Source organism: Amycolatopsis thermoflava N1165 (assembly GCF_000473265.1).
In the GTDB taxonomy this organism is placed as follows: domain Bacteria; phylum Actinomycetota; class Actinomycetes; order Mycobacteriales; family Pseudonocardiaceae; genus Amycolatopsis_E; species Amycolatopsis_E thermoflava.
This window is the reverse complement of sequence record NZ_KI421511.1, coordinates 992,937-1,017,330: the sequence shown is the minus strand read 5'-3', so window position 1 is coordinate 1,017,330 and position 24,394 is coordinate 992,937. Positions and strand designations below refer to the sequence as shown.

Annotated in this window: 23 protein-coding genes; 13 read left to right on the top strand and 10 right to left on the bottom strand. The window is 68.7% G+C overall.

Annotation, left to right across the window (positions count from 1 at the left end):
* Positions 1 to 86 precede the first annotated feature (86 nt).
* Entirely contained in the window at positions 87 to 875 is a 789-nt protein-coding gene (locus tag AMYTH_RS47680) for a TetR/AcrR family transcriptional regulator (RefSeq protein ID WP_167344570.1), read from the bottom strand.
* A gap of 775 nt (positions 876 to 1,650) precedes the next feature.
* Positions 1,651 to 2,454 (bottom strand): IclR family transcriptional regulator domain-containing protein, encoded by an 804-nt coding sequence (locus tag AMYTH_RS0105060; protein WP_027929369.1) that lies wholly within the window; start codon positions 2,452 to 2,454, stop codon positions 1,651 to 1,653.
* A gap of 51 nt (positions 2,455 to 2,505) precedes the next feature.
* Here AMYTH_RS0105060 and AMYTH_RS0105055 point away from each other — a divergent pair, with 51 nt between their 5' ends.
* The 9 genes from AMYTH_RS0105055 to AMYTH_RS0105015 are packed head-to-tail and all read left to right on the top strand — an operon-like array spanning position 2,506 to position 11,936.
* Positions 2,506 to 3,639 (top strand): Rieske 2Fe-2S domain-containing protein, encoded by a 1,134-nt coding sequence (locus tag AMYTH_RS0105055; protein ID WP_027929368.1) that lies wholly within the window; start codon positions 2,506 to 2,508, stop codon positions 3,637 to 3,639.
* A gap of 41 nt (positions 3,640 to 3,680) precedes the next feature.
* On the top strand, positions 3,681 to 4,676 hold the full coding sequence (locus tag AMYTH_RS0105050; RefSeq protein ID WP_228684578.1) for a PDR/VanB family oxidoreductase: 996 nt from the start codon (positions 3,681 to 3,683) through the stop codon (positions 4,674 to 4,676).
* A gap of 29 nt (positions 4,677 to 4,705) precedes the next feature.
* The gene (locus AMYTH_RS0105045; protein ID WP_027929366.1) at positions 4,706 to 5,410 is read left to right on the top strand and encodes a class II aldolase/adducin family protein; all 705 of its coding nucleotides are present in this window, start codon (positions 4,706 to 4,708) and stop codon (positions 5,408 to 5,410) included.
* A 35-nt stretch (positions 5,411 to 5,445) separates the two neighbouring features.
* A complete protein-coding gene (locus tag AMYTH_RS0105040) occupies positions 5,446 to 6,117 on the top strand; it encodes an MBL fold metallo-hydrolase (RefSeq protein WP_037322284.1) in 672 nt (223 codons plus the stop codon).
* A gap of 35 nt (positions 6,118 to 6,152) precedes the next feature.
* Entirely contained in the window at positions 6,153 to 7,301 is a 1,149-nt protein-coding gene (locus tag AMYTH_RS0105035) for a sugar ABC transporter substrate-binding protein (protein WP_084022521.1), read from the top strand.
* On the top strand, positions 7,298 to 8,848 hold the full coding sequence (locus AMYTH_RS44025) for an ATP-binding cassette domain-containing protein (RefSeq protein WP_037322282.1): 1,551 nt from the start codon (positions 7,298 to 7,300) through the stop codon (positions 8,846 to 8,848). Before AMYTH_RS0105035 ends, AMYTH_RS44025 begins: the two co-directional genes overlap by 4 nt.
* Complete coding sequence (locus AMYTH_RS44020; protein ID WP_084022520.1) at positions 8,845 to 9,885, top strand: ABC transporter permease; 1,041 nt, start codon at positions 8,845 to 8,847, stop codon at positions 9,883 to 9,885. Before AMYTH_RS44025 ends, AMYTH_RS44020 begins: the two co-directional genes overlap by 4 nt.
* 14 nt (positions 9,886 to 9,899) lie before the next feature.
* Positions 9,900 to 10,802: an alpha/beta hydrolase gene (locus AMYTH_RS0105020; RefSeq protein ID WP_027929363.1), complete on the top strand. Its 903-nt coding sequence runs from the start codon at positions 9,900 to 9,902 to the stop codon at positions 10,800 to 10,802.
* 12 nt (positions 10,803 to 10,814) lie between these two features.
* Positions 10,815 to 11,936 carry an NDMA-dependent alcohol dehydrogenase gene (locus AMYTH_RS0105015; protein WP_027929362.1) on the top strand — a complete coding sequence of 374 codons (1,122 nt, stop codon included), beginning with the start codon at positions 10,815 to 10,817 and terminating at the stop codon, positions 11,934 to 11,936.
* A gap of 141 nt (positions 11,937 to 12,077) precedes the next feature.
* Here the strand turns inward: AMYTH_RS0105015 and AMYTH_RS49840 are convergent, their stop codons facing one another.
* Both AMYTH_RS49840 and AMYTH_RS0105005 read right to left on the bottom strand, forming a co-directional pair.
* Positions 12,078 to 13,421: a fumarylacetoacetate hydrolase family protein gene (locus AMYTH_RS49840; protein WP_063630383.1), complete on the bottom strand. Its 1,344-nt coding sequence runs from the start codon at positions 13,419 to 13,421 to the stop codon at positions 12,078 to 12,080.
* Positions 13,418 to 14,572 (bottom strand): epoxide hydrolase family protein, encoded by a 1,155-nt coding sequence (locus AMYTH_RS0105005; protein ID WP_027929361.1) that lies wholly within the window; start codon positions 14,570 to 14,572, stop codon positions 13,418 to 13,420. The genes AMYTH_RS49840 and AMYTH_RS0105005 overlap by 4 nt, the downstream gene beginning before the upstream one ends.
* A 98-nt stretch (positions 14,573 to 14,670) precedes the next feature.
* Here AMYTH_RS0105005 and AMYTH_RS44010 point away from each other — a divergent pair, with 98 nt between their 5' ends.
* Positions 14,671 to 15,609: a LysR family transcriptional regulator gene (locus AMYTH_RS44010; RefSeq protein WP_051362547.1), complete on the top strand. Its 939-nt coding sequence runs from the start codon at positions 14,671 to 14,673 to the stop codon at positions 15,607 to 15,609.
* Positions 15,610 to 16,096: 487 nt separating this feature from the next.
* Here AMYTH_RS44010 and AMYTH_RS50165 read toward each other — a convergent pair whose 3' ends face one another.
* A complete protein-coding gene (locus tag AMYTH_RS50165; RefSeq protein ID WP_228684576.1) occupies positions 16,097 to 16,261 on the bottom strand; it encodes a hypothetical protein in 165 nt (54 codons plus the stop codon).
* A 78-nt stretch (positions 16,262 to 16,339) separates the two neighbouring features.
* On the bottom strand, positions 16,340 to 16,792 hold the full coding sequence (locus tag AMYTH_RS0104990) for a MarR family winged helix-turn-helix transcriptional regulator (RefSeq protein ID WP_037322280.1): 453 nt from the start codon (positions 16,790 to 16,792) through the stop codon (positions 16,340 to 16,342).
* Positions 16,793 to 16,895: 103 nt separating this feature from the next.
* Here AMYTH_RS0104990 and AMYTH_RS0104985 point away from each other — a divergent pair, with 103 nt between their 5' ends.
* Together AMYTH_RS0104985 and AMYTH_RS0104980 are read left to right on the top strand one after the other, a co-directional pair.
* A complete protein-coding gene (locus tag AMYTH_RS0104985; RefSeq protein WP_027929359.1) occupies positions 16,896 to 17,957 on the top strand; it encodes an LLM class flavin-dependent oxidoreductase in 1,062 nt (353 codons plus the stop codon).
* The gene (locus tag AMYTH_RS0104980) at positions 17,954 to 18,568 is read left to right on the top strand and encodes an NAD(P)H-dependent oxidoreductase (RefSeq protein ID WP_051362546.1); all 615 of its coding nucleotides are present in this window, start codon (positions 17,954 to 17,956) and stop codon (positions 18,566 to 18,568) included. The genes AMYTH_RS0104985 and AMYTH_RS0104980 overlap by 4 nt, the downstream gene beginning before the upstream one ends.
* Positions 18,569 to 18,618: 50 nt before the next feature.
* On the opposite strand, the gene AMYTH_RS0104975 is transcribed toward AMYTH_RS0104980, so the two are convergent.
* Genes AMYTH_RS0104975 through AMYTH_RS0104965 form a run of 3 tightly spaced genes read right to left on the bottom strand, consistent with a single transcriptional unit; the run spans position 18,619 to position 21,808 of the window.
* Positions 18,619 to 19,770, bottom strand: a complete 1,152-nt coding sequence (locus AMYTH_RS0104975) for a M20 family metallopeptidase (RefSeq protein WP_027929357.1) — start codon at positions 19,768 to 19,770, stop codon at positions 18,619 to 18,621.
* Positions 19,767 to 20,666 carry a polysaccharide deacetylase family protein gene (locus tag AMYTH_RS0104970; protein ID WP_027929356.1) on the bottom strand — a complete coding sequence of 300 codons (900 nt, stop codon included), beginning with the start codon at positions 20,664 to 20,666 and terminating at the stop codon, positions 19,767 to 19,769. Before AMYTH_RS0104970 ends, AMYTH_RS0104975 begins: the two co-directional genes overlap by 4 nt.
* Complete coding sequence (locus AMYTH_RS0104965) at positions 20,663 to 21,808, bottom strand: CapA family protein (protein WP_027929355.1); 1,146 nt, start codon at positions 21,806 to 21,808, stop codon at positions 20,663 to 20,665. The genes AMYTH_RS0104970 and AMYTH_RS0104965 overlap by 4 nt, the downstream gene beginning before the upstream one ends.
* A gap of 116 nt (positions 21,809 to 21,924) precedes the next feature.
* On the opposite strand from AMYTH_RS0104965, the gene AMYTH_RS0104960 reads away from it, so the two are divergent.
* Complete coding sequence (locus AMYTH_RS0104960) at positions 21,925 to 22,740, top strand: IclR family transcriptional regulator (protein ID WP_027929354.1); 816 nt, start codon at positions 21,925 to 21,927, stop codon at positions 22,738 to 22,740.
* Positions 22,741 to 22,895: 155 nt separating this feature from the next.
* On the opposite strand, the gene AMYTH_RS0104955 is transcribed toward AMYTH_RS0104960, so the two are convergent.
* Entirely contained in the window at positions 22,896 to 24,221 is a 1,326-nt protein-coding gene (locus AMYTH_RS0104955; protein WP_228684574.1) for an MFS transporter, read from the bottom strand.
* Positions 24,222 to 24,394: the final 173 nt, after the last annotated feature.

Here is a 24,394-nt window from a genome sequence, read left to right as displayed (position 1 = left end):
GCTCGCGCGACCTGCGACCCGTCAGAGAGGACGAGTGACTCAGGCCACGCAAGGAGACTAAAGACGACACCCTGTCGAGTCAAGCGTCAGCTTGATGTCCGAGTGCTCTTCCGTCCGGTGCTGGAGAGACCGAGCGCGTCCACCCACATGCCGGTCACGACGTCCAGCAGCTCCTCCCGCCCGATCACGAACACCTTCTGCACGATCGCGCGGAAACACAGCTGATCGAGCTGCACCATGAGCAGTTCCACCCGCAGCCGCTGCGTCTCGCGCCGCCCCTTCGGGAACTTGGCCAGGTATTCGCCCAGCTCGGCAGCCAGCTGATCCAGCTGGTCCTTCCAGCGAGCCGCGACCTCGAGGTCGCTCGCCATCGCCTCGTGGATGGCGGGCAGGAGCGGAGCCTGTTCCTCCCACCACACCAGCGCCCGGTCGAGCCATTCGCGCACGCTCGCAGCCGTGCCCTCGGCGAGTGCCGCGCCGAGCAGCGACCAGTACTGGGCGCTCTGCTGTTCCCGCACCGTCCGGTAAACCTCGGTGAAGACCTCGGCCTTGTTCGGAAAGTGCAGGTAGAAGGTCGCCCGGTTGACCTTCGCCGCCTTCGTGATGTCGCCGATGGACGCCTGTCCGTAGCCGCGCTCCTCGAACACCCGCCGCGCCGCGGCCACGATGCGCTGACGCGTCATCAGCCGCTGTTGCTCACGGACCGAAAGCAGCTCCGTCGATTCACTCGACACCATGTCGCCCACAAGGCGATGATAGGCCAATCGGTCATCGGGAACTCGCCGTGCCACCACGATCGCCGAGTGACACCGCCAAAGGGCGACACCGTCGGCGAGATCGTCAACGGTGAATCCGATAGCACGCAGGTGGTTCACGTTCGTCCCCCATCGCACTGGACGACCACCACTTCCTCGGGAGCAGCGGGCCGTGGTCAGGCGATCGCGCACAACCGCCGCGCACGAGAGTGGGGCGAAGAACGAGTACACGACGTTCGCCCGGCCGCGGGCTGGCCTACCCCGGGTACAGCCCGAGGCGCGGGCGCAGGCGGTCCTGGCCGGACTGCGCTTCCACAACCTCCGGCACAGCCGCATCCTGGCGCCGTCACGAAAAGCCGCGGTTCGACTACACCAGCCCCGTGGCGGCGACACGGACCCTTGCTGCCGCCGTCCGCACGCCACATCGTCCATTGTGGCCGGCAGCGGATCGTCGGCCGTGTCGAACAGGGTGGCCGCGGCCAGGAGCGCCTGGGAGTCGGTGGCGGGGCTCCACGGTATCCGTCATGCGGCCTTCGCGCCGGAAGCAGGGAACGCGTTCATCCGGCCGGGAGCCGCGCACCAGCGTCGGGCACTCCACAAGGACTTGTCACAGGCGGGCTGGTCGCGCGGCCCGAAGGGTGGCAGGTCCTCGGTGAGCGAGGCGGCTTCGAATGGAGGCGGCCACCACCATCCACGTCCGGCGTTCTGCCGCATCCGGTGTGCGTAGCTTCGAGGCGGCCCAGGATCGCCTCGGACGCGGGAAACGCGCGAGTTCCAGCAGAGTCGCGGCGCCTTGCGGGGCCGGGAGCCGCCCGCCGTGAGAGCCAGGCGGTGTGGTGGTCAGCCCGTCCCACCCGCCCCCGGCCAGGCCGTGACGGCAAAGCAGCCTGTCACCTCACTGAGTACGACCCAATGCGGTCGCGTTCTCCACCAACACCGGCAGGAACTCGTCCCGCAGCCGCTCGATGCTCACCTGTGCTGCCATCACGTTGACGCTCATCGCCGCGATCACCTGGCCACGGCTGTCCTTGACGGGCACGGCCAAGGCCCGCAGCCCCTCCTGCAACTCCCCGTCGACGATCGCGTAGCCGTCCGCCCGTGCGCGGCGAACCGCCTCCACGACCTGCGAAGCGTCCACCACCGTGCGCGCCGTGTGACGTTCCGGCGGCTGCCGGTCCAGGACTTCCGCCAGCTCCTCCTCGGAGAGGCTCGTCATGAGGACCCGGCCCGTGGCCGTCGCCGCCGCCGGGAGCCTCGCCCCCACCTTCACGCCCGGCGAGAGGATGTGGGTCGACTCCGCCCGGTTGACGAACACCGACCACCCGTCGTCCCACACGGCCAGCGAGACGGATTGGTCCAGCGCCACTCGCGCGGCTACCAGGTACGGCTGGGCCAGGGCCGGCAATTGGGCGGTGCTCAGGTACGCGGCACTGAGTCTCAGCAGCCGCAGCGTCGGCTGGTACCGCTTGCCGTCGTAGGACAGGTAACCGCATTCGGTCAGGGTGAGCAGGCAACGCCTGGCCGCCGGCCGGGTGATTCCGGTCAGCCGCGCGGCATCGGCGACCGTCAGCGCCGACTGCGCCCGCTCGAACGCCTCGATCACAGCCAGCCCCTTGGCCAGGCCGCCCATGCCCTCGGACGCACGGGTGCCCTTGACATCGTCGGCCGACGAAGCGTTAACTGTTCGATTATCAGCCATGTGTTCGTTATACGGACACTTTCCCGAAAAGTCAAGCACCAAGGAGGGCGCATGACCGTCGTGACGGAGGAGACGGACGACCAGGTTCGCGATCCGGTCTTCACGGGACCAGGCACTCCTGCCGGACGCCTCATGCGGAGCTACTGGCAGCCGGTGCTGCAGTCCCGGGACCTGGCGGCCGGCACGGCGCAGCCCCTGACCGTGATGTCCGAGCAGTACACCCTGTACCGGGGCGAGGACGGCGTGGCCGTCGTGATGGCTCCCCGCTGTGCGCACCGCCTGACCGTGCTGTCGGTCGGCACGGTGGAGGGCGACAGCCTGCGGTGCATGTTCCACGGTTGGAAGTTCGGCCCGGACGGGCGGTGTGTGGAAGCTCCCGGAGAAAGCGAGCGCCTCGTCTCGCGCGCCTCGGTCACGGTGTACCCGACCCGCGAGGCGTACGGCTTGATCTTCGCCTACCTCGGGGACGGTGAGCCCCCGAAATTCCCCGGCCTGGAAGGCTTCTCCCGCACCTACGGGCACGACCTCGGCAAGGCCACCACCCTGGACACCGAGACCTACGTGCGGCGCTGCAACTTCTTCACCAACGTCGAGAACGGCCTGGACCACGCCCACGTCCCGTTCACGCACCGGCTTTCCTCGGATCCGTCGAAGACGAAGACCGGGTTTTCGCCCGACGCCGTGCACCAGGAGCCCATCGAGGTGGAACGCGGCGAGAAGATCATCCGGGTTCGCGAGCGGGGCGGGAAGAGTCCCTACCAGGCCACGTTCCTGATGCCCAACGGTCTCCACCTGATCGTCGGCATCCGCGACGGGATCATGGAGCAATTCGCCTGGCGTGTGCCGATCGACGACGAACAGCACCGCAGCTTCGCCATCGTCGCCCGGTACCTCCCCGGCGGCCCCGCACCGCGAGCCGCCGTCGCCGACGTGGCGGACTGGCCACCGGCTGACGAATGCGCCGAACTGATCATCCGCGGTGAGAAGCGGCTCGTCGACTTCGTGGACCACCCAGCGCTGGTGAACATCGAGGACCACGTGGCGCAGGTCGGCATGGGTCGTCTCGCCGACCGCACCCACGAATACCTGGCCGAGTCGGACAAGGGCGTGGTCCAGCTGCGCCGCATGTGGCGCCGCGAGCTCGACGCCTTCGCCGACGGAGCGCCGGTGCGCCAGACATGGTGACCGCCGCCGTGCCGGCCCGGAAGGCAGAGGAGGTCGCAGCAGTGACGACAGGCGCGGCCCCGGTCAACAGCGCCGGCGACTCCCGTGAACTGGTCGTCGCCGCCGAAACCTGGGAGGCCGAGGGGGTCATCACCCTCGTGTTCCGCGACCCCGAGGGCGCCGACCTTCCGCCCTGGACCGCGGGAGCCCATCTCGACCTGCATCTGCCGAGCGGACGCGTCCGGCAGTATTCACTCTGCGGAGACCCCGGGAACCGCAAGGAGTACCGGATAGCGGTGCTTCGTGAGGCTGACGGGCGCGGCGGATCCGCCGAGATCCACGACCTGCCCTTGGTGGGGCGACGGTTGACGATCCGCGGGCCGAGGAACCAGTTCGAACTCGTGCCGAGCTCGCGCTACCTCTTCATCGCCGGCGGGATCGGGGTGACGCCGATCCTCTCGATGATCTCGGTCCTGTCCGACGACGTGGATTGGCGGCTGCACTACGGCGGCCGCAGCCGCAAGAGCATGGCCTTCGTCGACGAAATCGAGGCGATCGGCGGTCCCCGGGTCCAGATCGTGCCCGAAGACGAGCATGGCCTGCTCGACGTCCGCTCGATCGTGGCCTCGACGGATCCGTCCACGGTCATCTACTGCTGCGGGCCGCAGGGGCTGATCGGCGCGGTCGAGGAAGCCCGCGACCGGCTCCGCCCCGAAGTGCCCCTCCACATCGAAAGGTTCGCCGCCTCGTCGACGGCCGTCGAACTGCGCCGGCGCCAGGAGGCGGACGACCGGTCCTTCGTCGTCGAACTCCGGCGGTCGCGGGCCACCCTCGACGTGCCGCCAGGCCGGTCCGTCCTGGACGCGATCCGGGATGTGCTCCCCGGCGCCCCGTCCTCGTGCGAGGAGGGTTACTGCGGTAGTTGCGAGGTGGCAGTCCTCGACGGCGTGCCCGACCACCGCGACGAGATCCTCACCGAGGACGAACGGCGCAGCGGCCGGACCATGTTCCCCTGCGTGAGCCGTGCCGTGTCGGACCGGCTGGTGCTGGACCTCTAGCCATGACCATCCACTTGCGAAGGAATGCCGTGAACGTCGATGTCGCCGAGGAGGTGGCGCGGGCCCATCGGGCGCTGGCCCACGCCGGTCAGTCCGACATGGTCTGGGGCCACGTGAGCGCGCGTGACGAGGATGGCCGTGGCGTGTGGATGAAAGCCGCGGGATGGGGCTTCGAAGAAATCACGCGCGAACGCGTGCTACTGGTATCCCCCGCGGGTGAGGTGCTGGCCGGCGAAGGCCGGCGCCACATCGAGTATCCGATCCACACGCAGCTGGTGGCCGCCCGTCCCGATGTCGGTGCGGTCGTGCACAGTCACGCCCCGGCCGCCGCGGTGTTCGCCTCGCTCGACGTTCCGCTGCGCGCTCTGTCGCACGACGCCGTGCCGTTCCTCGATCCCGACGTCCCCCGCTACACCGGCTCGGGTGACCTGATCCGCGACGACACGATGGGGCTCGCCCTGGCACAGGTGGTCGGCGACTCGGCAGGCGCTCTCATCCCCGGCCACGGGCTCGTCGTCGTGGGGCCGAACCTCGCCGTCGCGGTCATGCGCGCCGTCCTCCTGGAACGAGCGTGCCGCAACCACCTCAGCGCACTCTCGGCGGGCGGACCGGTCCGCTGGTCGGACGAGAGCGAGATCGCCGGAAAGCGCGCGCGGGTGTGGTCGCACGATCAGTACCAAGCCGGTTACGACTACCTGCTGCGCCGGGCCCATGACACGGCCGGCCTTCCGTGACACCCCACGTCCCGTTCGCGATCGAAGGAAACCCCATGCCGAGCGACACCGCCGCCGCGGTCACCATCACCTACCTCGGGCACTCGAGCCTGCTCGTCGAAGTGGCCGATCCGGGCGGCACGGCCACGCGCATCCTGCTCGACCCGGGCGATCTCACACCCGCACTCGACGCTCTCGGCCCCGTGGACGCCGTGCTGGTGACCCACGGCCACCCCGACCACCTCGACCCGGCGCAGATCCGGCGGCTCCAGTCCGACGGCGCGGTGCCGGTGTTCGGGCCGGCGGACCTGAAGGAGCAGCTCCAGGACGTCGACATCGTCACCACGGCCGTGGAACCCGGCGCATTCGACCTCGGCGGCACGCGGATCGTGGTGACGCGCACGACCCACGAGACGCTGTACCCCGACATCCCGCTGCCGGAGAACTTCGCCTACGAAATCGGCGGGCGGGTGTTCGCCACCGGTGATTCGCTCACCCTGCCCACCAGCCCCGTCGACGTGCTGCTGGCTCCGCTGGCCGGTCCGTGGATGAAGCTCTCGGAAGGGATCGACTTCGTGCGCGCCGTCTCGCCGAAGACCGTCATCCCGGTCCACGACGCAGGTCTCGCGCCGGCGCACCGGAACCTGCATCGTGCCCTGTTCACCTCGTTCGCCCCCACGGGAACCGTGATCGAGCCGCTGGACTCCGGCGAGTCCGTCACGCTCTGACGACTTCCGGTGCTGTGTTCAACAAAGGAGTTGACATGCGATTGTCCACAGTGGCCGCTGTCGCCGCGGCCCTCCTCATGCCCTGGTCGCTGGCCGGCTGCGGATCGCCGACCTCGAGCGTGACCGGAACGTCTGCCGATTCGCCGGACGCCGCGGAGGCCGCCGCCGCGGTCCAGGCGGCCTCCGGTGAGCCGGTCCTCACCGCATCACTCGGAACCGCGCTCGCGCACCCTGCCGACCTCACCGGCAAGACGATCTACTACATCCCGCTCAGCCTCCAGGTGGCCACGTTCACCAACCAGCTCGCGGGACTCCAGCAGGCCCTCACGAAGGTCGGCGCGACGGTCAAGTCGTGCGACGGGCAACTGAGTCCGACCGGAGTGGCACAGTGCATCGACCAGGCGATCGGCGCCCGCGCGCACGCGGTGGTGACGAGCTCGATCTCCTACGAGATGGCCTCCACCGCTTTCAGCCGGCTCACCGGCGCCGGAATTCCCACGCTCCTCACCGGCACCGAGCCGGTCGCCGCGGCGCCCACCGGCCTCCACTTCCTGAGCCAGGGCTGGTACCAGCGAGTAGAGGCGAGACTCGCCGCCCAAGCGGTCATCGCGGATTCGAACGCGCAAGCCAAGGTCCTCTACCTGCGAACCTCCGACTCCAAGTCGATGGTGGAGATGGGCGCCGCCGGGATCGACGAGCTCAAGACCGGCTGCCCGGACTGCCGGGTCAACGTCATCGACGTCGCCGGCACCCAGGTGAGCCAGCTCCCCTCGATCGTCAGCGGCGCTCTCCTGAAGAACCCGTCGATCGACTACGTGATCCCGCAGACCGACAACTGGGTGCCGGGTGTCCTGACCGGAATCCAGAACGCGGGCGCGACCTCCCGCATGAAGATGGCGTCGACCACCGCCATCCTGGGATCGCTGCAGATCCTCAAGTCCAACCCGGTCCTGATCGCTGATGTCGGAGCCAGCCCGAACTACATCGGCTGGGCGATCGCCGACTCGGCGATCCGCATGCTGTCTTCAGAGCCCGTACCCGCCGGCTATCCGCCTCTCGTCCGGGTCTTCACCAAGGACAACATCGGGACCTTGCAGTTGACACCCCAGGCGGAAACGGGCAACGACTGGTACGGCTCCGCACCCTACGTGGCCGGGTTCGAGAAGCTCTGGGGTGTCTCGTGACCCGGGCCGCGCCTGCCCGCCTGTCGTTGCACCGGATCCGCAAGGTGTTCGGCCCCATGACCGCGCTGGCGGGACTGGATCTGGAGATCGGGCCCGGCCAGACCCACGCACTGGTCGGTCAGAACGGCTCCGGGAAGTCGACCCTGGTCAAGGTCCTCGCCGGCATCCACCGGCCCGAGCCCGGCTCGCGCATCCTGGTCAACGGGCAGGAACTGGACGTTCCCGCGAAACCTCGTCAGCTGCGCTCGGCCGGGCTGTCGTTCGTCCACCAGACGCTCGGCCTGGTGGCGGGCAAGTCCGTCGCCGAGAACATCGCGGTGGGCGACTTCGCGGTCACCAGGCTGGGACGCATCGACTGGCGCCGGGAGGTGGTCCTGGCGCAGGAGCTGCTGCGGATGATCGGGGCTGAGATCGACCCCCGCGGTCAGGTCGGCACGCTCAGTCCCGCCGATCAGTCGAAGGTGGCGATCGCCCGCGCCATGCGGGCGCAGGCGCACGACACCGGCCTCGGGGTGCTGGTCCTGGACGAACCTTCGCGGGCGCTTCCCCCCGATGCGCTTCGGGAATTCCACGCTTGTGTGCAGACCTTGGTGGCCCGCGGCACCAGCGTGCTCCTCGTCTCCCACAACCTCGAGGAAGTGCTGGAGGTCGCCGACCGGATCTCCGTGCTGCGGGACGGCCACCTCGTCGCTTCCGGCCTGGCCGCACCCGAGACCTCGGCACGGGAGATCGCGGAGCTGATGCTCGGCCGCCACATGGCCGTTCTCGCCGGCCAGCGCCGGAATCGGTCGTTCACGGTCGACGACGACACGGTTGTCGTCTCAGGTCTTCGCGACGGCGGCAGCGAGGTCGAGCCGTTGGCGATCGCCCGGGGAGAGGTCGTCGGCGTGACCGGACTCGCGGGAGAGTGGTGGGAACGCCTCCCGTACGAGATGGCGGCCGTCGCCCGCGCCGGATCCGGCAGGCTGACCCTGGACGGCCGGACCTTCGACCTCCGGCGTCTCAGTCCACGGCAGGCGATCGAGGCCGGTATCGCCCTGGTACCGGAGAACCGGACCGAGTCGGGTCTCGCGCTCACCGCCTCGGCCGCGGAGAACATCGCCCTGCCCTGGCTCGCCCGCCGGCGCGGCAAGATACTGTTGCGTGGAAGGCAACTCCAGGCCGCGGCGCTGCCGGACATGGCGGCCCTGGAGGTCCTGCCGCTGGACCCAGGCGCCCTCGTCGGACGGTTGAGCGGCGGGAACCAGCAGAAGGTGCTGCTCGCCAAGTGGCTGCACCACCCGCCGAAGCTGCTGCTCCTCCACGAGCCGACCCAGGCCGTCGACGTCGGCGCCCGCGAGGCCATCCTCCAAGCCGTCCGCCGGATCGCCGATGCCGGCGCCGCCGTGCTCTACGCCAGCGCCCAACCCACGGACCTGGTGGTCGCCACCGACCGGATCCTGTGTTATCGCGACGGGCGGTTCCACCACATCACCGACCACACCCAAGAGGCGATCCTCGCCACCCTCTACCCCGGACAGGTCCTTACGCGAAGGAGCGTGTCATGACCCCCCTCCCGGACCGGGCCCCGGCTTCGCCCACGACCGACGAGCAGAAGCCGGCTGTGGCAGCGTCCTCGCGCAACCCCGCTCTCACCCTGCCCCGGCCGAGTCTGCTCTTGTCGAGGTACGCCGTGGTGGGCGTCTGGGCGATCATGACCGCGGTCTTCACCCTCGCGGCGCCGGACACGTTCGGTCAGATCGCCACGTTCCAGAACATCTTCGGCTCCCAGCAGGCACTCGTCTTCCTGGCGCTGGGCGCCTTGTGCACGTTCGTGGCCGGTGAGTTCGATCTGTCCATCGCGTCGATCATGGGCATGTCCGCGACCAGCGTCCCCGTTCTCGTCGTGCTGCACGGCGTCAGCCTCGGTGTGGCTGTCCTCGCGGCGATCGGAGTCGCGGTGCTCTCGGGTCTGGTCAACGGTCTGCTCGTCGTCCACCTCGGCGTCGACGCGATCATCGCCACTCTCGGCACCGGCACGTTCCTGCTGGGTATGGCTTCGTGGATCTCCGGGCAGACAACCGTCGGCGGACTCGACGTGGGCTACGGCAACTTCGTGCAGCAGACCCTCGGCGGACTCCCGCTCAGCTTCTACTACGGCATCGTGCTGGCGATCGCGTTCGGCTACGTCCTCACCTTCACCCCGCTCGGCCGGTACCTGACCTTCGTGGGAGCGAACGCGGAAGTCGCCCGGCTAGCCGGGGTGAACGTCAACGCCATTCGCATCGGCTCCTACGTCGTCGGATCGCTCGTGGCCGGCGTCGGCGGTGTGCTGCTGGTGCTGTCCACGGGCGGCTACGACTCGACGAGCTCCCCGCAGTACCTGCTGCCGACCTTCGCGGCGGCCTTTCTCGGCACAGCCGTCGTCCGGCCCGGAACCTTCAATCCGATCGGGACGATGGTCGCGATCTACTTCCTGGCCACGGGCATCGTCGGCCTCCAGATCCTGGGGCTGAACGGCTGGATCCAGAACGCCTTCTACGGTGCGGCCCTGGTCGTGGCCGTGTCCATCGCCAGTGTTGTTCGTCATCGCCGGAGCAAATGAAGGAGGGTGGCGCAATGTCGGATCAGTTCACCCATCAGGTGACATCACCCGGGCCCGCTCAGGGGTTGACTTTCTCCGGCCGCCGCCGGATCGGCCGGACGGCGGGCACTGGCGACCTTCCGCTGATCATCGCGGTGCACGGCGGCGGTTTCACGTCCGCGTATTTCGACGTTCCCGGTTACTCGCTGCTGGACCGGGCGGCAGCGCTGGAGGTGCCGATCATCGCCGTCGACCGGCCCGGGTACGGCGGCAGCAACCCGGTGCCGGCCGGGGAGCCGGTCCTCCTCGCGAACGCGGCGGCGCTGGACCACCTGATCACCGAACTGTGGGCCGCGAACGGAGCCGGCAGCGCGGGCGTCTTCGTCGTCGGCCACTCCATCGGCGCTGCGGTCTCGCTGGCGGTAGCGGCGCGCAAGCCGGAGTGGCCGCTTCTCGGCCTCGCACTGTCCGGTTGCCTGCTGCGCGAGCCCGCGAGCTTCGCCGACAGGTGGGCGGCCCTCCCGGGCGCGACACTGCGTTCGCCGGACGAGGACAAGGCCACGCGGATGTTCGGTCCGGCGTGGACCTATCGCAGCGACATGCCGAAGGCGAGCTACTTCGCCAACGTCGCGGTCCTCAAGGCCGAGCTGGTGGAGATCTCGTCGGCCTGGCACGACCTCTTCCGCGCCCTCGCCCCGGAGATCTCCGTGCCGGTCCACCTCCGGCAGGGCGAGTTCGAGAAGCTGTGGATCACCGATCACGAACAGGTCGCGGAGTTCGCGGCCGCCCTGACTGCCTCGCCGTGGGTCGATGCCGAGGTCTTCCGGTCGGCGGGCCACGCCATCGACTACCACCGGGTCGGCGCCGCCTTCCAGCTTCAGCAACTGTCCTTCGCGCTCACCTGCGCGGCGCGCCGAGTCGCGGAATGTGCCGACTGAAAAGGAGTTCCGATGAGAAGTCGTGGGGCCATCCTGCGAGAGGTGCCTGGCACATGGGAGATCGTCGACCTCGAGGTCGACGATCCGCGGCCGGGCGAGATCCGGATCAAGATGATCGCCTCGGGGCTGTGTCACTCGGACGACCACATGTCGACCGGCGATCTCCCGGCCGCGGTGCTGCCGGTGTGCGGAGGTCACGAGGGGGCCGGGATCGTCGAGTCCGTCGGACCGAACACGCCCGGATTCGTCCCCGGCGACAAGGTGATCTTCTCCTTCCTCCCGGCGTGCGGGAAGTGCCGCTGGTGCTCCACCGGCCACCAGAACCTGTGCGACCTGGGAGCCTTCGCGATGATCGGCTCGCGGTGGGACGATCCCGCCAGCTTCCGGCTGAAGTCGGCCGACGGCACGCCCGTAGCGCAGGCACTGGGCATCTCGACGTTCTCGGAGTACACGACCATCTCGGCCCACTCCGCCGTGAAGGTTCCCGAGGACACGCCACTGGACAAGGCGGTCCTGCTGGGATGCGCAGTCGGTACCGGCTGGGGTTCGGCCGTCCACAGCGGCAAGGTCTGCCCCGGCGACACGGTGATCGTCATGGGCATCGGCGGCGTCGGGGCGAATGCGGTCCAAGGCGCCCGGCACGCTGGAGCGGCGGAGATCATCGCGGTCGACCCCAACCCGTTCAAGCGGGACACCGCAACGGAGGTTCTCGGTGCCACGCACGCCGTCGAAACCATGGACGAGGCCACCGATCTGGCCAAGAGCTGCACCAACGGGCAGGGCGCGGACGTCGCCATCATCACGGTCGGCGTCATCACCGGCGACCACATCGGCCAGGCATTTGCTGCCGTCAGCAAGCGCGGCACCGTGGTAGTCACCGCGCTGGGCAACATAGCGAGTGTGGGCATCCCGGTCTCCATCCCCGAGCTCACACTGTACGAGAAGAAGATCGTCGGCTCGCTGTTCGGATCATCCAACCCCAATGCCGACATTCCGACGCTGCTGAGTCTCTACCGCTCGGGCTCGCTCAAGCTCGATGAACTCATCACCACCGAATACGCCCTCGACGACATCACCAAGGGATTCGAGGACATGCACGCTGGAGTCAACATCCGTGGAGTTGTCCGCTTCTAGAGAGTGTCCCGTAAGTCATCGGAGCCGGAGGACGATGGCGGCGATGGTGGATTCGGCCTATAGGCGGCACGTTTGGCACAGCGGGTGGCCAGGCCGCGAAACTGGGTGAGCCTGGCCCAGCAGCACGTCGCCGCACCCAACCTAGCCCCACTCGACGAGGGCTTTGAGCCGGAGCAGCGTTTTCTCGATGGCCTCCGCATCCCGCCGCCCCCAAGCTGATCCCGCCACGCGCTCCCCCCACGGCGAGGTGGTGAAGTCGCAGGTCTCGGTGACCAAGGTGCCGTCCTCGACCTCCTCGAGCTCGTAGCGCCAGCGGTGCTGCCCCGGATGGGCCCATGCGATGCGGCGGTTCTCCTCGTACTCCACAACGGTGTTCGTCACCTGGTAGGGCACGTCGAACAGCACCATCGACACGCTGAACTCCGAGCCCAAGGTCAGGCGGCTGGGACCGGCGATCGTGTCCGCGACCGTGCCGGAGCCGTCGAACTGGCCGTGCCGGCGGGGGTCTGCGATCACATCGAACACCGCCTCTGGCGGAGCGCTGATCGTGATGCTCCGTGTGATCAGCATTTCGGGCACCAGCTTCTCACCCTTGTCCACCATCCGCGCTTCCACTGCGCCGAGTCGCTCCACCTCGATCTTGACCGTGTCACCCGGCCTGAGGTAGTCACGGTGTCCGGACAACTCGAAGATGCATCCGGTACCGACCGCTCCGCTGGAGATGATGTCACCCGCCCGCAACGTGGTGTCCCGTGATGCGTGCGCCAGCATTTCGCCGAAGGACCAGTGGATCTCGCCCCAGTCACCACCTCCGTACAGCTCGCCGTTGACGTAGCCGTTCATCGTGAGCGCGTACCCTTTGCCTGACCGGTAGGGCTCCAGCTCCTCCGGCGTGACCAGGTACGGGCCGAGGCTTGTCGCGGTGTCCTTGCTCTTCGAGGGGCCGAAGACGAAACCCCTCTCGCGAGCGGAGACGTCGCGCGCACTCCAGTCGCAGTAAACGAGGTAGCCGGCTATGTGGCTCTCTGCCGTCGCTGGGTCCAGGTCCGAACAATCGTCAGCGATCACCGCCGCGACCTCGACCTCGTAGTCCCACGCCTTCGTCATCGCAGGAACCGGGATGTCATCGCGCGGTCCCCGGATCGCAGCCGGGTTCGAAAAGTAGAAGACCGGCTCCTCGTACCAGACCGAGCTGATCGTGCCATCGCCGCCCGCGACGACTCCGGCGTTGCGGACATGCCGCTCGAAGGCCGCGAAATCGCGGATCGACGGAGGGGTGGGAATCGGTGCCAGAAGGTCCGCCAAGGCCAGATCCACGACTTCGGCCGGGTTCGACGTCACCAAGGCCGCGGCCGCCTCCAGCCCTTCCCCGGAACGCAGCACGTCCAGCATCGTGATTCCCGCGGCGTGACCGAGGACCTTGGCTCCCCGCACCAGTCCGCACCGTTCCGATCCGTCGAACGACCGGTAACTGACCCACTTCACGACTCCGCCACCGTTCGCGCGAACTTCCGCACTTCATCGGCGAACAGAGCGGGCTGCTCGAACGCCGCGAAGTGTCCACCTGCGGCGATGTCGTCGTTGAAGTAGCGCAGGTCGTGATAGGCGCGTTCGGCCCAGATCCGCGGCGTGCGGGTGAGCTCGCCGGGGAAGACGCTCACGCCCACCGGCAGGTCCAGTTCGGTCAGCCCGATCGGTTGCTGCGCGTGTTCCCAGTACAGCCGGGACGACGAGGCAGCTGTTCCGGTGAGCCAGTACAGGGAAATGTGGTCGAGTATCTCGTCCATGGTGAACGCGTCGGGAGCAGCCCAGTCGAGGAACTTTTCGTAGATCCAGGCAGCCTGCCCAGCCGGGGAGTCGGTCAGGGCATAGCCGATGGTCTGGGGCCGGGTGCGTTGCAGCAGGTGATAGCCGGAGTGGACAGAGACGAACACGTTCCCCTGGGCGATGGCTGCCGCCTCTTCGGGAGTCGGCTCGTCGCTGACTGGCGGCATGGCGAGGAATTCAGGGAAATTGAGGTGGACAGCACGCAGGCCGGCCGGGTGCTGCCTGCCCATCCGGGTGGCCACGACGCCGCCCCAGTCGCCGCCCTGAGCCAGATACGAGTCGTATCCCAGGCGTCGCATCAGCACCGCGTAGGCAGCGGCGATCCGGTCCGGGTTCCAGCCCCCGGTGCTGGGCGCATCCGAGAAGCCGTAGCCGGGCATGGACGGGATGACGACGTGGAAGGCATCTCGCTCGTCTCCGCCGTGGGCCGTCGGATCGGTCAGCGGGCCGATCACCTTCAGGAACTCCAGGAACGAGCTGGGCCATCCGTGCAGCAACAACAGAGGGGTCGCGTTCTCGTGCCCCGAGCGTACGTGCACAAAGTGGATGCCGAGGCCGTCGATCGTGGTGCGGAACTGGCCGATGTCGTTGAGGTGCGCCTCGATCTTGCGCCAATCGTAGGTGGTGGCCCAGTAGTTCAGCAGCTCGCGCAATCGTTCGAGCTGCACGCCTTGGCTTGCGTCCCCGACGGTCTCCGGGCCGGGCAGCCGCACCCGGGCCAGCCGTTGTTCGAGGTCGGCCAGCGCACTGTCCGGGATGTCGATGTGGAACGGGCGGACCCTGTCGTGGCGATCTGAGTCTGATTCCATGTCCTCACGATGGAACCGCGATCCCCGCACCGTCCAATGAAACTTCCGAAAGCGGTGATACGCCTGGCGTATAACGGCTGGTGCGCTAGGCTGGCCGTGTGGCCGACGCCTTCCCCGCCCTCATCGACCTCGACCTGAGGCTGGTGCAAAGTTTCGTTGTCGTGGCCGAGTACCAGCATTTCGGGCGTGCGGCAGAGGCACTGCACACCACGCAGCCGTCACTGAGTCGCCAGATCCGGCGTCTCGAGCAACAGCTCGACGTCCGGTTGCTCGACCGGACGACGCACGGGACTCGCCTGTCCGATGCCGGCGAGGTCTTCCTGCCCCTGGCTGCCGGGCTGCTGCGTTCGGCCGGCCAGGCCATGGCCCAAGCCCGGGCCGCCGCCCGGCCGCGGATGATCACCATCGGTTACACCCGCGGCCTGCTCATCACCCCGGCCGTACGCGCATTGCGCAAGGCTGAACCCGACGCAGAGGTGAAGACCCGGCTTCTGTCCTGGAACGACTCGCGATCAGCGCTTCTGGACCACCGAGTCGACGCGGTCGTGGCCCGGCTGCCGTTCGTCACCGACCAGCTCCGCGTCACGCTCCTCTACGACGAGCCTCGCGTCCTCGTGGTCCCGCTCGACCATCCTCTCGTCGGCCGGGAAGCGGTCACCCTCGACGACATAGCCGAGGAGCCGATTCCCCACGTCCGGCAATCCGATCCACTGCTGAACGCCTACTGGCGCATGGACCCTCGTCCTGACGGACGCCCCGCACCGGACGGCCCGCTCGTCGAAGACCTCGAGGACAAGCACGAACTCATCGCAGCGGGGCAGGCCGTAGCCATCGGCCCGCCTCTCGACTACGCCACCGGCCTGCATCCCGGCCTGACCACCATCCCCCTGCGTGACATCGAACCGAGCAAGGTCGTCCTCGCCACGCGCGCCGGCGACCGCAATCCCCTGCTCTCAGCCTTCCGCGATCACGCCGAGGCTGAGCTGCCAAAGCACCAGAGGCACACCGTGGCGACGTCGGCCGCGGTCAAGCCTTGAGCTGGCGTCATTCCTTCGCTCAGTTCGTGCCCAACGCGCCGGACCGTCGTACCGGGACGCGGCGAGCAAGTGCACGGAGACCGAACCCGGCAGCCCCGACGGTCGTCGGCTGTCGTGCACGGTTCAGCGGGTGGTGGTGAGCGTCTGCTGCTCGTCGGCCACGGTCCCGGCATCTCGGCGGAAGGGCGCGGTCAGCGTGGGCAGGATGTGCCGCCGTTTGCGAACCAGCGCGGCCAGGGCGGCGTAGATTCCGCACAGGAGGTAGCGGGCGGTCTGGCCGGGCAGAGCGAACTGCGCGGCGAACAGGCCGGGCAGGGTCCAGGTTGGCCAGCGGGGGGAACCACAGCGCGAGCAGCGCGCCGATCCTCAGCAAGGTCTGGGTGGCGGTGAGGAGGAACTCCTCGGCCTGCCGGTCGTCCAGGTGCATGGCCGCGCCCCCGCCATTGGCGAGGTACGCCAGCGGCAGGCTACCCACCAGTGGTGCCAGTCACTGCACCAGCAGGAACTGGTCGATCCCCAGCTGCGTCCCAGTCGCGATCAGGGCCTGCGCGAAGGGTTCGGCGCTGGACGCCTTCCACAGGTAGAACGGCGGAAGACTCCACATCGCCATGCCGAACTTCGCCGACGGGACTGCCTCAGCCGCCGCGACCACCAGCGCCGCGGTCGGCCGTTGGCGCCGCAGATCGTGGCCGCCGCGTTCGAGCGCCGGCCCCTTCGCGGCCGAAACTGCTCACCCGCTGTCGCCGCCGGGGTCGAGACGGGTCCAGATGTCGGCGAGCCGTCGGAGGTCGTCGTCGTCCAGCCGGTCGAAGAAGAGCTCGCGCAGGTCGCTGTGGTGCCGGCGCCACGCCTTGCGCAGCAACGCCCGCCCTTCCCTGGTCAAGACCGCCTCGAAACTGCGGCCGTCGGCGGCCGACCGGCGCCGTTCGATGAGCCCGCGCCGTTCCAGGCGGTCCGCGAGGCGGGTGAAGCCGCCGGTGGACATCACGCGACGCTCGGCGAGGTCCGACATCCGCATGCCCTTCGGACCGGCCTCGGCAAGGAGAGCCAGGACGCTGTACTCGGCCATGCTCACGTTCAGCGCGGCGAGCCCCGCCTCCAGCGAACGCCAGAGCCTGTCGTGGGTGAACAGGAACCCCCGCCACGCCGCGTCCTCGATGTCCCGCAGTTCCTCGGTCGCCATGACGGCACTATATCCCGCCCGCCCGGGAATATCTGCCTGCGCAGACAACTTTATGAGGTTGGACGCGCCTGCTTGGCGCCGAGGACGAGAAGGGATGGGCACGATGGCGTTCGAGATTGGCATCATGACCTTCGGCGAGGTGACGGAGGACCCCACGACCGGGCGACTGCCGTCGCCGCGGCAGCGCGTGCGCGAGACGATCGAGCAGGCGAAGGTCGCCGACGAGGTGGGCCTGGACGTGTTCGGCGTCGGTGAACACCACCGTTCCGATTTCGTCGGTTCGGCGCCGGCGATCCTGCTGGCCGCCGCGGCGGAGGCGACCAAGCGCATCCGCCTGACGAGTTCGGTCACCGTACTCGGCTCCGAGGATCCGGTGCGCGTCTGGGAGCAGTTCGCCACGATCGACCTGCTCTCGGGCGGCCGGGCCGAGATCATCGCGGGCCGCGGCTCGTACACGGAGTCCTTCCCGTTGTTCGGGTACGACCTGCGGGACTACGCCGACCTCTTCCGGGAGAAGCTCGACCTGCTGCTCAAGATCCGCGAACACAACCCGCTCACGTGGTCCGGGCGCTTCCGCGCTCCGTTGGTCGACGCCGACATCGCACCGCGCGCCGACGGCGGCACCATCCCGATCTGGGTGGGGGTCGGCGGATCGGTGGCGTCCGCGATCAGCACCGGGCGCCTCGGTCTGCCGATGGCGATGGCCCTCCTGCTGGGGCCGTTGACGTTCCACCAGCAGACGATCGAGTTGTACCGCGGATCCGCGCAGGAGGCGGGGCACGACGCGGACGCCCTGCCGGTCAGCATCAACACGCACGGGTATGTGGGCCGGACCAGCCGGCAGGCGAGGGACGTGATGTATCCGTACTTCGCGAAGGGCATGGCGGAGAACAACCACCAGCGGGGCCGGGGTGTCCGTCTGTCGCGTCCGGTCTTCGACGCACAGGCGTCGCCGGCGGCCGGGCTCCTGGTGGGCAGCTCGCAGGAGATCATCGACAAGCTGCTCGCCTACCACGAGCTGTACGGCATCAACCGGGCCATCATCCAGATGGGTTTCGGCGGGATGCCGCAGAAGGAGCACCTGGAGGCGATCGAACGGCTCGGCACCGAAGTGGCGCCCGTCGTTCGGCGCGAGGTCGCCGCACGCCGGAAGGAGACGGCATGACCAGCTCTGCGACGGTCGTCGAGGCCGAGCGTGAAATATCGGGGACCGGTGCCGCGCTGCGCGTGGTCGTGGTCAACGGCAGCCCCAGCCGGCAGTCCAAGACCATGGGACTGGTGGACGTCGTCCTCGCGACGTTGCGGACGATGCTCCCGGTCGAAGCTTCCCAGGTCGACGTGTACCGCTTGGGCCCGGGCTTCACCGCAGCCGCCGAACGCGACGAGGTCACGCCGGAGGTCGAGGACATGCTCCGGCTGGTCGAGAACGCCGACCTGCTGATCGCCGCGACCCCGGTGTACCGGGGTTCCTACCCCGGGATGTTCAAGCACTTTTTCGACCTCGTCGACCAGTACGCGCTGGCCAACAAGCTCGTGCTGCTCGCCGCGACGGGCGGCGGGGACCACCACGCACTGGTGCTGGAACACGCCCTGCGACCGCTCTTCGCCTTCTTCCAGGCGTTGACCGTGCCGGTGGCGATCTTCGCCTCCGCGGGGGACTTCGACGGCGTGACCCTGCTCAACCCGCGTGTCCACGGGCGCATCGAGATGGCTCTCGCCGACGTGGTGGACCTGCTCAAGGCACGCGCGACCGGCGCGCGCACAGCGGACGCCTGAACAGCGGGGCCGCCTCCCCCGGGGAAGGCGGCCCCGCTGCGGACGGCCCCTCAGCCGGCCATCAGGCGCGCGCGGATGGGCTGGGACCTTGCGACGTCGGCGATGGTGAGGGCCATGGCCAGGCCCGCGTCGCGGACGAACCGGTCACCTTCGGGGCCCCCGGCGGCAACGGCGAAGGCGGCGGTGTGGTTGCCATCTTCAGGCGGGAGGTCGAAGGAGAGCATCGGGTGGATCGCGGGGATGCGCAGCGAGACGTTGCCCATGTCGGTCGAGCCGAACATCTTGTCCGGGTAGTCCGGGAACGTCCGGCCGATGGCTTTCGCGTTCTCCTCGAACACCGACGCGAGGTCGGGATCGTGACGGAACTCCCGGTAGATGGAGGGCAGCGAGGTGTACTCCACAGTGGTGCCGCTGGCGATGGCGCCGGCGTCGAAGCAGCGGCGGACCCGTTCCCACACCTGGTCGACCTCGTCGATGGTGTCGCACCTGATCATGCAGTCGACGACGGCCCGGTCGGCGATGACGTTGACGGCCGCCCCGGCTTCCTTCACGACGTGGTGCACCCTGATGCCGTCGCGCAACTGCTGCCGCAGCAGGCCGATGGCGGTCTGGGCGACGACAGTCGCGTCAGCGGCGTTGCGGGCACTCCAGGGCCGCGACGCGTGCCCGCCCCGCCCCGTGTACGTCACCTGCCAGGACCGCGATGCGCGCAACTGCGGGATGACGACATCCTTGAGCGTCGGGTGGACCATCATGGCCGCGTGGGTGTCGTCGAACACGCCGCGGTTGACCATGATCTCCTTGCCGGTCCCCTTCTCCTCGGCCGGAGTGCCGAAGACCCGGACCGTCAGCCCGAGCTCGTCGGCGACGGGGGCCAGGGCCAGGGCGGCGCCCACGGCCGCCGCGGCGATCGCGTTGTGGCCGCAGCCGTGGCCGATGCCGGGCAGCGCGTCCATTTCCGCGCAGAGACCGATGGCGAGGTCACCGGATCCCGCGGACGCCACGAACGCCGTCGGCAGGCCGGCCACGCCCTTCTCCACCGCGAACCGCCCACCGTCCTCGAGGGCCGCGATGAGCGCCGCCGACGTTTCGTGCTCTTCGAAGGCCAGCTCGGGGTTGGCGTTGATCCGGTGCGACAGTTCCAGGACCGAGTCCAGGTTCTGCTCGAACGTGCGCTCGATGCGTTCCTTGATGCCGGTCATCGCGATGAGTCCTTTCCGCTGAGTACGTGTTCGGCGATCTGGGCGTGCGTGGCGAACCAGACGCCCTCGTGCGAGGCGATGTGCTCGAGCAGCTCGGTGAGGATCGTGATGCGCGAACGGTGGCCGATGCAGTGGGGGTGCAGGGTGAGCTGGAAGATCCCGTTCTCGGCGTAGGCGACGTCGAACTCGTCGCGCCAGATCGACAACACCCCGCGTGGCGGTGTGTAGGGCCGCAGCGAAGTGAACCGGTCCATCATGAAGTACGGCATGTCGTCGCGGATCCACTCCACCGGCAGCTCGACGATGCCGGTGGGTTCGCCGTCGGTCAGGATTTCATAGCAGTCGTCGTCGGCCATCAGCGACGAGTCGTACGTCAGGCCCAGCTCGCGGACGATCCGCAGCGAGTCGGCGGACAGGTCCCACGACGGGGTGCGGATGCCGACCGGGCGCGTGCCGACGAGCCTTTCGAGCGTGTCCGCGGCCCGGAACGCCAGGTCGCGTTCCGCCTCGGGTGGTAGCTGGGTGTTGCGTTCGTGGATCCAGCCGTGCAACGCCACCTCGTGTCCTTCGTCCACGTAGGACTTCGCCTCACCGTCGTGCAGCAGCGCGGACACGGCGGGCATGAAGAACGTCGACGGCGCCTCGAAACGCCGCAGCAGATTCAGGATTCGCGGCACGCCGACCCGAGCGCCGTACTCACCCTGCGACAACTTGCCCGGCAGCACTTCGCCGTCACGCAGTGCGGGCGTTTCGTGGTCGGAATCGAACGACAACGCCACAGCGACTTTCGCTCCACCGGGCCAGGACTCCGGGCGCAGCGGGCGCCCGGCGCGCACCCGCTCGACGTGCCCGCGCCAGGTCGGCTCATCCCACTGCCACGGCTGCTGCTCGGTCATGCTTCCTCCAGAACGTTGTTCTTCTTCGAAGTTCGCCGCACGCGTCCGTCCGCATCGACCACGATGGACGGATCCAGCTCTCGTGACGCCTCCTCCAGCCGCGCGAGGATCGAGGCCGCCACCTCGGGCCGGGGCATGATCGGCTGGCTGTCGGCGTCGAGTTCGATGGGATCCAGGCGAAGCGCAGGCCCGGCCGGGCCACCCAGCCGCACGCGGAACACGGCGCTCTCGTACCAGGGCCCTGTCAGCAAGGCCGCCCGGTAGGGAGCGGCCGGACGCCCGTCCTCCCGCGCGACCATCGACTCCGGGTGCCACCCGTCGCACCAGTCGAAGACGAAGTTCCCGGTGGAATACAGGATCAGCCCGTGTTCGTAGAACTCGACGGGGTGCACGCAGTGCGGGTGGTGCCCGATGACGAGGTCCGCGCCGGCGCTGATCAGGCGCCGCCCCAGCGGTTGCTGATACCGGGCGAGCGGCCCCTGCGTCGCAGGCAGGTAGCAGAACGGAACGCCCCAGTGCAGCGCCACGACGACGAAATCGTTGTGCGCCTTGGCCTCGCGGATCCGCGCCTCGGCCGCTCGCACGTCCGGCTCGTGCGCGCTCGAATGCACGAACGGAGGCGTACCCGGGGTCTCGTCCAGGAAGGTGCTGTCGAACTCGAAGCTCTGGCGCACTCGGATCGGCGCGATGCCGGCCCGGTCGGCCGTCGCGTTGAAACCCAGCGGAAGTGCGGAGCAGAAGCTGAAGAACGCCAAGGTCTTCGCGCCCACCGACACCACCCGGGGGCGAGTCGCCTCGGCGAGCGTTTCACCGAACCCGGCGTGCTGGACTCCCGCGGCGTCCAGCGCCCGAACGGTGTCGCGCATGCCCTCCGCGCCGTAGTCCAGCGCGTGGTTCATGGCCAGGGACACCAGGTCGAAGCCGAATGCCGCGAGTTCGGCCGCGCCCGAGGCCGGCGCGCGCATCGCGACCAGTTTCTCGGCGCGCTCCCCGGATTCGGTGAGCGGAACCTCCAGGTTCCCGATCGTCAGATCACCGCCGCGGAGGAGCCCGAACGCCGAGTCCCCAGGGCGGGCGGCCTCCGCGACAGGGCGCCGGGGCCATCCCGAGACGACCACGTCTCCCACGATCGTCAGGTCCATGTTGCTCCGTTCCGTATTGTGGTACGCCGTGCCGCATCGTAACCCACGCACGGAGGGCCGGTAAAGCGTGCCGACAGGAGAAATGGCGGTGCGCAGCTTGGTACGCTCACGTCCTCATGCGCACACCAGAAAGCGACGGCGACATCCCTGGACAGGACAAGCCGAGCAGCAGCGTCCGGTCGATGAACAGCGTGCTCAACACCCTGCGCGTCTTCGAAGAGGTCGCCCTGCGGCAGCCGATCGGCGTCTCGGACCTGGCCCGCGCGACCGAGATCCCGAAGAGTTCCGTTCAGCGGTGCCTGGTGACGCTCCAGCAGGCCGGATGGCTGAAGGTCGTGGACCCCGAGCGCGCGCGCTGGGGTGTGACGATGAAGGCGCTGACCCTCGGGCTGCGCAGCGCCGGCGAACAAGACCTCCGGGAAGTGGCGGGGCCGGTCATCAAGCGCCTCGCGGCCGACACCGACGAGACGGTTCTCCTCGGGGTGCGCGACGGCGAGGACTACGTCATCGTCGCGCGGGAAGACACCACGCAGGTCGTCCGCGTGGTCCAGGAGGTCGGCGCGCGGGTGCCGTTGCGCGCCACGTCGGCCGGCGTGGCGATCATGGCGCGCCTCGACCAGGCCGAGGTGGACGACCTGCTGCAGCGCGACCTCAGGGAGTTCGCGCAGTCGCCGGTGCCGGACGCCGGCGAGCTCAGGCAGGAGATCGCGCTGACCACCGAGCGCGGGTACGCGCTCAACGGCTCGTCATCGTGGTACCGCCCGCAGGTGGCGTCCATCGGCGCGGCCATCACGGACGCGGCCGGGCAGCCCATCGGCGGACTCACACTCTCCGTGCCTGCGATGCGCTTCGACCGCGCGCGCGAGACAGCCTGGGCGCCGATGGTGATCGCGGCCGCGGACGAGATCAGCCGGCTGCTCTCGTCCGCCTGACCGCGTCGCCACCCGGCGCCGTCGTCGCGAGTCGACACTGCACTTCCTCCTCGTACCACATGGTGAACCGTCGTGCCGAGTAGTAGCATGCACGTGTCCAGGTCAACCGACCGCGAAGGAGGACCCGGATGCCGGCGATTCTTCCCCCGGGCGCATCAGTCGAGTGCTCGCTTCTTCGCACCGTCGGGCATCGTCATGATCGTGACCATGCCAACGGCCACCGAGGCGACGACGTAGATCCAGATCTTGTCCTGCTGCCCGATGCTGGCCAGCCAGGTGGTGAAGTAGGGCGCGGTACCGCCGAACACGGCGACGGTCGTCGCGTAGGGGATCCCGGTGCCGGTCGTGCGCACCGAGGTCGGGAACAGTTCGGCGTAGATGGCGGCCACGTTCGCCGAGTTGCCCACGAGGAAGACCACGCCGATGAGTTCGACCAGCAGCAGCGTCCAGAAGCCGCCGCCCTCGAGCAAGCGGTAGGCGGGCCAGGCGAACAGCGCGAACCCGACCAGGAAGAACATGAACGTGGAACGCCTGCCGAAGCGATCCGACACCAGTCCGCCGAGCGGGAGCAGCAGCATGAACGCGACGACCGCGAGCGAGTTCGCGAGCAGCGCCTGATCCAGGCTGAGGCCGGTCGTCGTGCTGGCGTAGCCGGGCATGTTGGTGATCCACAGGTAGTAGAGGATCGTCCCGGGAACCGTGATCCCGACGACGCGGAGCAGGCCCAGTTTGTGTTCGGCGAACAGGGTCTTCACCGGCCGGTGCGGCTTGCCGGACAGTTCCGCGTTGTCGAAGTGCTCGGTCTCCCGCGTACGGGCCCGCAACCACAGGACGGTCAGCCCGAGTGCGGCGACGACCGCGAAGGCGATCCGCCATCCGAACGCGTGCATCTGCTGGTCGTTCAGAACCGAGGTCACGACGAGCGCGAGCAGCGAGGCGAGCAGAACGCCGGCCGCTGTCGACACCTGCTGGAAGGACCCCGCGAACGCGCGCCTCCGCGGCGGCGCGCTCTCCACTATGTACGACACGGAGCTGGGCCACTCCCCACCGGCGGAGAAGCCCTGCACCAGCCTGGCCACCAGCAGCACCACGGGCGCGAGCACCCCGATGTGCGCGTAGGTCGGGCACACCGCGATGACGAAACCACCGGCCGACATCAAGGTCACGGTCAGCGCCAAGGCCTTCTTGCGACCGTGCCGGTCGGCGTAGGCGCCCAGGACGACGGCGCCGAGCGGGCGCACGAAGAATCCGACGGCGAAGATCGCCAGGGTGGACAGGAACGCGGCGACCGCATCGCCTTCCGGGAAGAACTGATCCGCGAAGACCGGGGCCAGGGAAGCGTAGATTCCCCAGTCCAGGAACTCGATCGCGTTCCCGAGCGCCCCGGCGAAGATCGCCTTCTTGTGTTCGCGAGTGGTCCTGGTCGGGTGCACGTCGCCGCCGGTCCTGTCGACCGCGACGGTGTTCTCTTCTGCTGACACGGCTGTTCCTTCGGATCGAAGTGAAGAAGCGGGAACCGAGAACCTTCGGCGAGGCCGGCCGGTGAGGTGTAGCGGCGGCCACCGTCGCCTGGATTGGATTATCGTATTACGGTAATCTCCTCTGTCAAGATCTGGCGCTACGGCCGGATGCGAGTTGCGAGGGAGTGAGTTCA

Excerpts from the sequence above, each read along its gene's own strand:
- AMYTH_RS0105060 (WP_027929369.1), bottom strand. The coding sequence starts at position 2,454 with ATGGCTGATAATCGAACAGTTAACGCTTCGTCGGCCGACGATGTCAAG.
- AMYTH_RS0105055 (WP_027929368.1), top strand. The coding sequence starts at position 2,506 with ATGACCGTCGTGACGGAGGAGACGGACGACCAGGTTCGCGATCCGGTC.
- AMYTH_RS0105040 (WP_037322284.1), top strand. The coding sequence starts at position 5,446 with ATGCCGAGCGACACCGCCGCCGCGGTCACCATCACCTACCTCGGGCAC.
- AMYTH_RS0105035 (WP_084022521.1), top strand. The coding sequence starts at position 6,153 with ATGCGATTGTCCACAGTGGCCGCTGTCGCCGCGGCCCTCCTCATGCCC.
- AMYTH_RS44020 (WP_084022520.1), top strand. The coding sequence starts at position 8,845 with ATGACCCCCCTCCCGGACCGGGCCCCGGCTTCGCCCACGACCGACGAG.
- AMYTH_RS0105020 (WP_027929363.1), top strand. The coding sequence starts at position 9,900 with ATGTCGGATCAGTTCACCCATCAGGTGACATCACCCGGGCCCGCTCAG.
- AMYTH_RS0105015 (WP_027929362.1), top strand. The coding sequence starts at position 10,815 with ATGAGAAGTCGTGGGGCCATCCTGCGAGAGGTGCCTGGCACATGGGAG.
- AMYTH_RS0105005 (WP_027929361.1), bottom strand. The coding sequence starts at position 14,572 with ATGGAATCAGACTCAGATCGCCACGACAGGGTCCGCCCGTTCCACATC.
- AMYTH_RS0104990 (WP_037322280.1), bottom strand. The coding sequence starts at position 16,792 with ATGGCGACCGAGGAACTGCGGGACATCGAGGACGCGGCGTGGCGGGGG.
- AMYTH_RS0104985 (WP_027929359.1), top strand. The coding sequence starts at position 16,896 with ATGGCGTTCGAGATTGGCATCATGACCTTCGGCGAGGTGACGGAGGAC.
- AMYTH_RS0104980 (WP_051362546.1), top strand. The coding sequence starts at position 17,954 with ATGACCAGCTCTGCGACGGTCGTCGAGGCCGAGCGTGAAATATCGGGG.
- AMYTH_RS0104975 (WP_027929357.1), bottom strand. The coding sequence starts at position 19,770 with ATGACCGGCATCAAGGAACGCATCGAGCGCACGTTCGAGCAGAACCTG.
- AMYTH_RS0104970 (WP_027929356.1), bottom strand. The coding sequence starts at position 20,666 with ATGACCGAGCAGCAGCCGTGGCAGTGGGATGAGCCGACCTGGCGCGGG.
- AMYTH_RS0104965 (WP_027929355.1), bottom strand. The coding sequence starts at position 21,808 with ATGGACCTGACGATCGTGGGAGACGTGGTCGTCTCGGGATGGCCCCGG.
- AMYTH_RS0104960 (WP_027929354.1), top strand. The coding sequence starts at position 21,925 with ATGCGCACACCAGAAAGCGACGGCGACATCCCTGGACAGGACAAGCCG.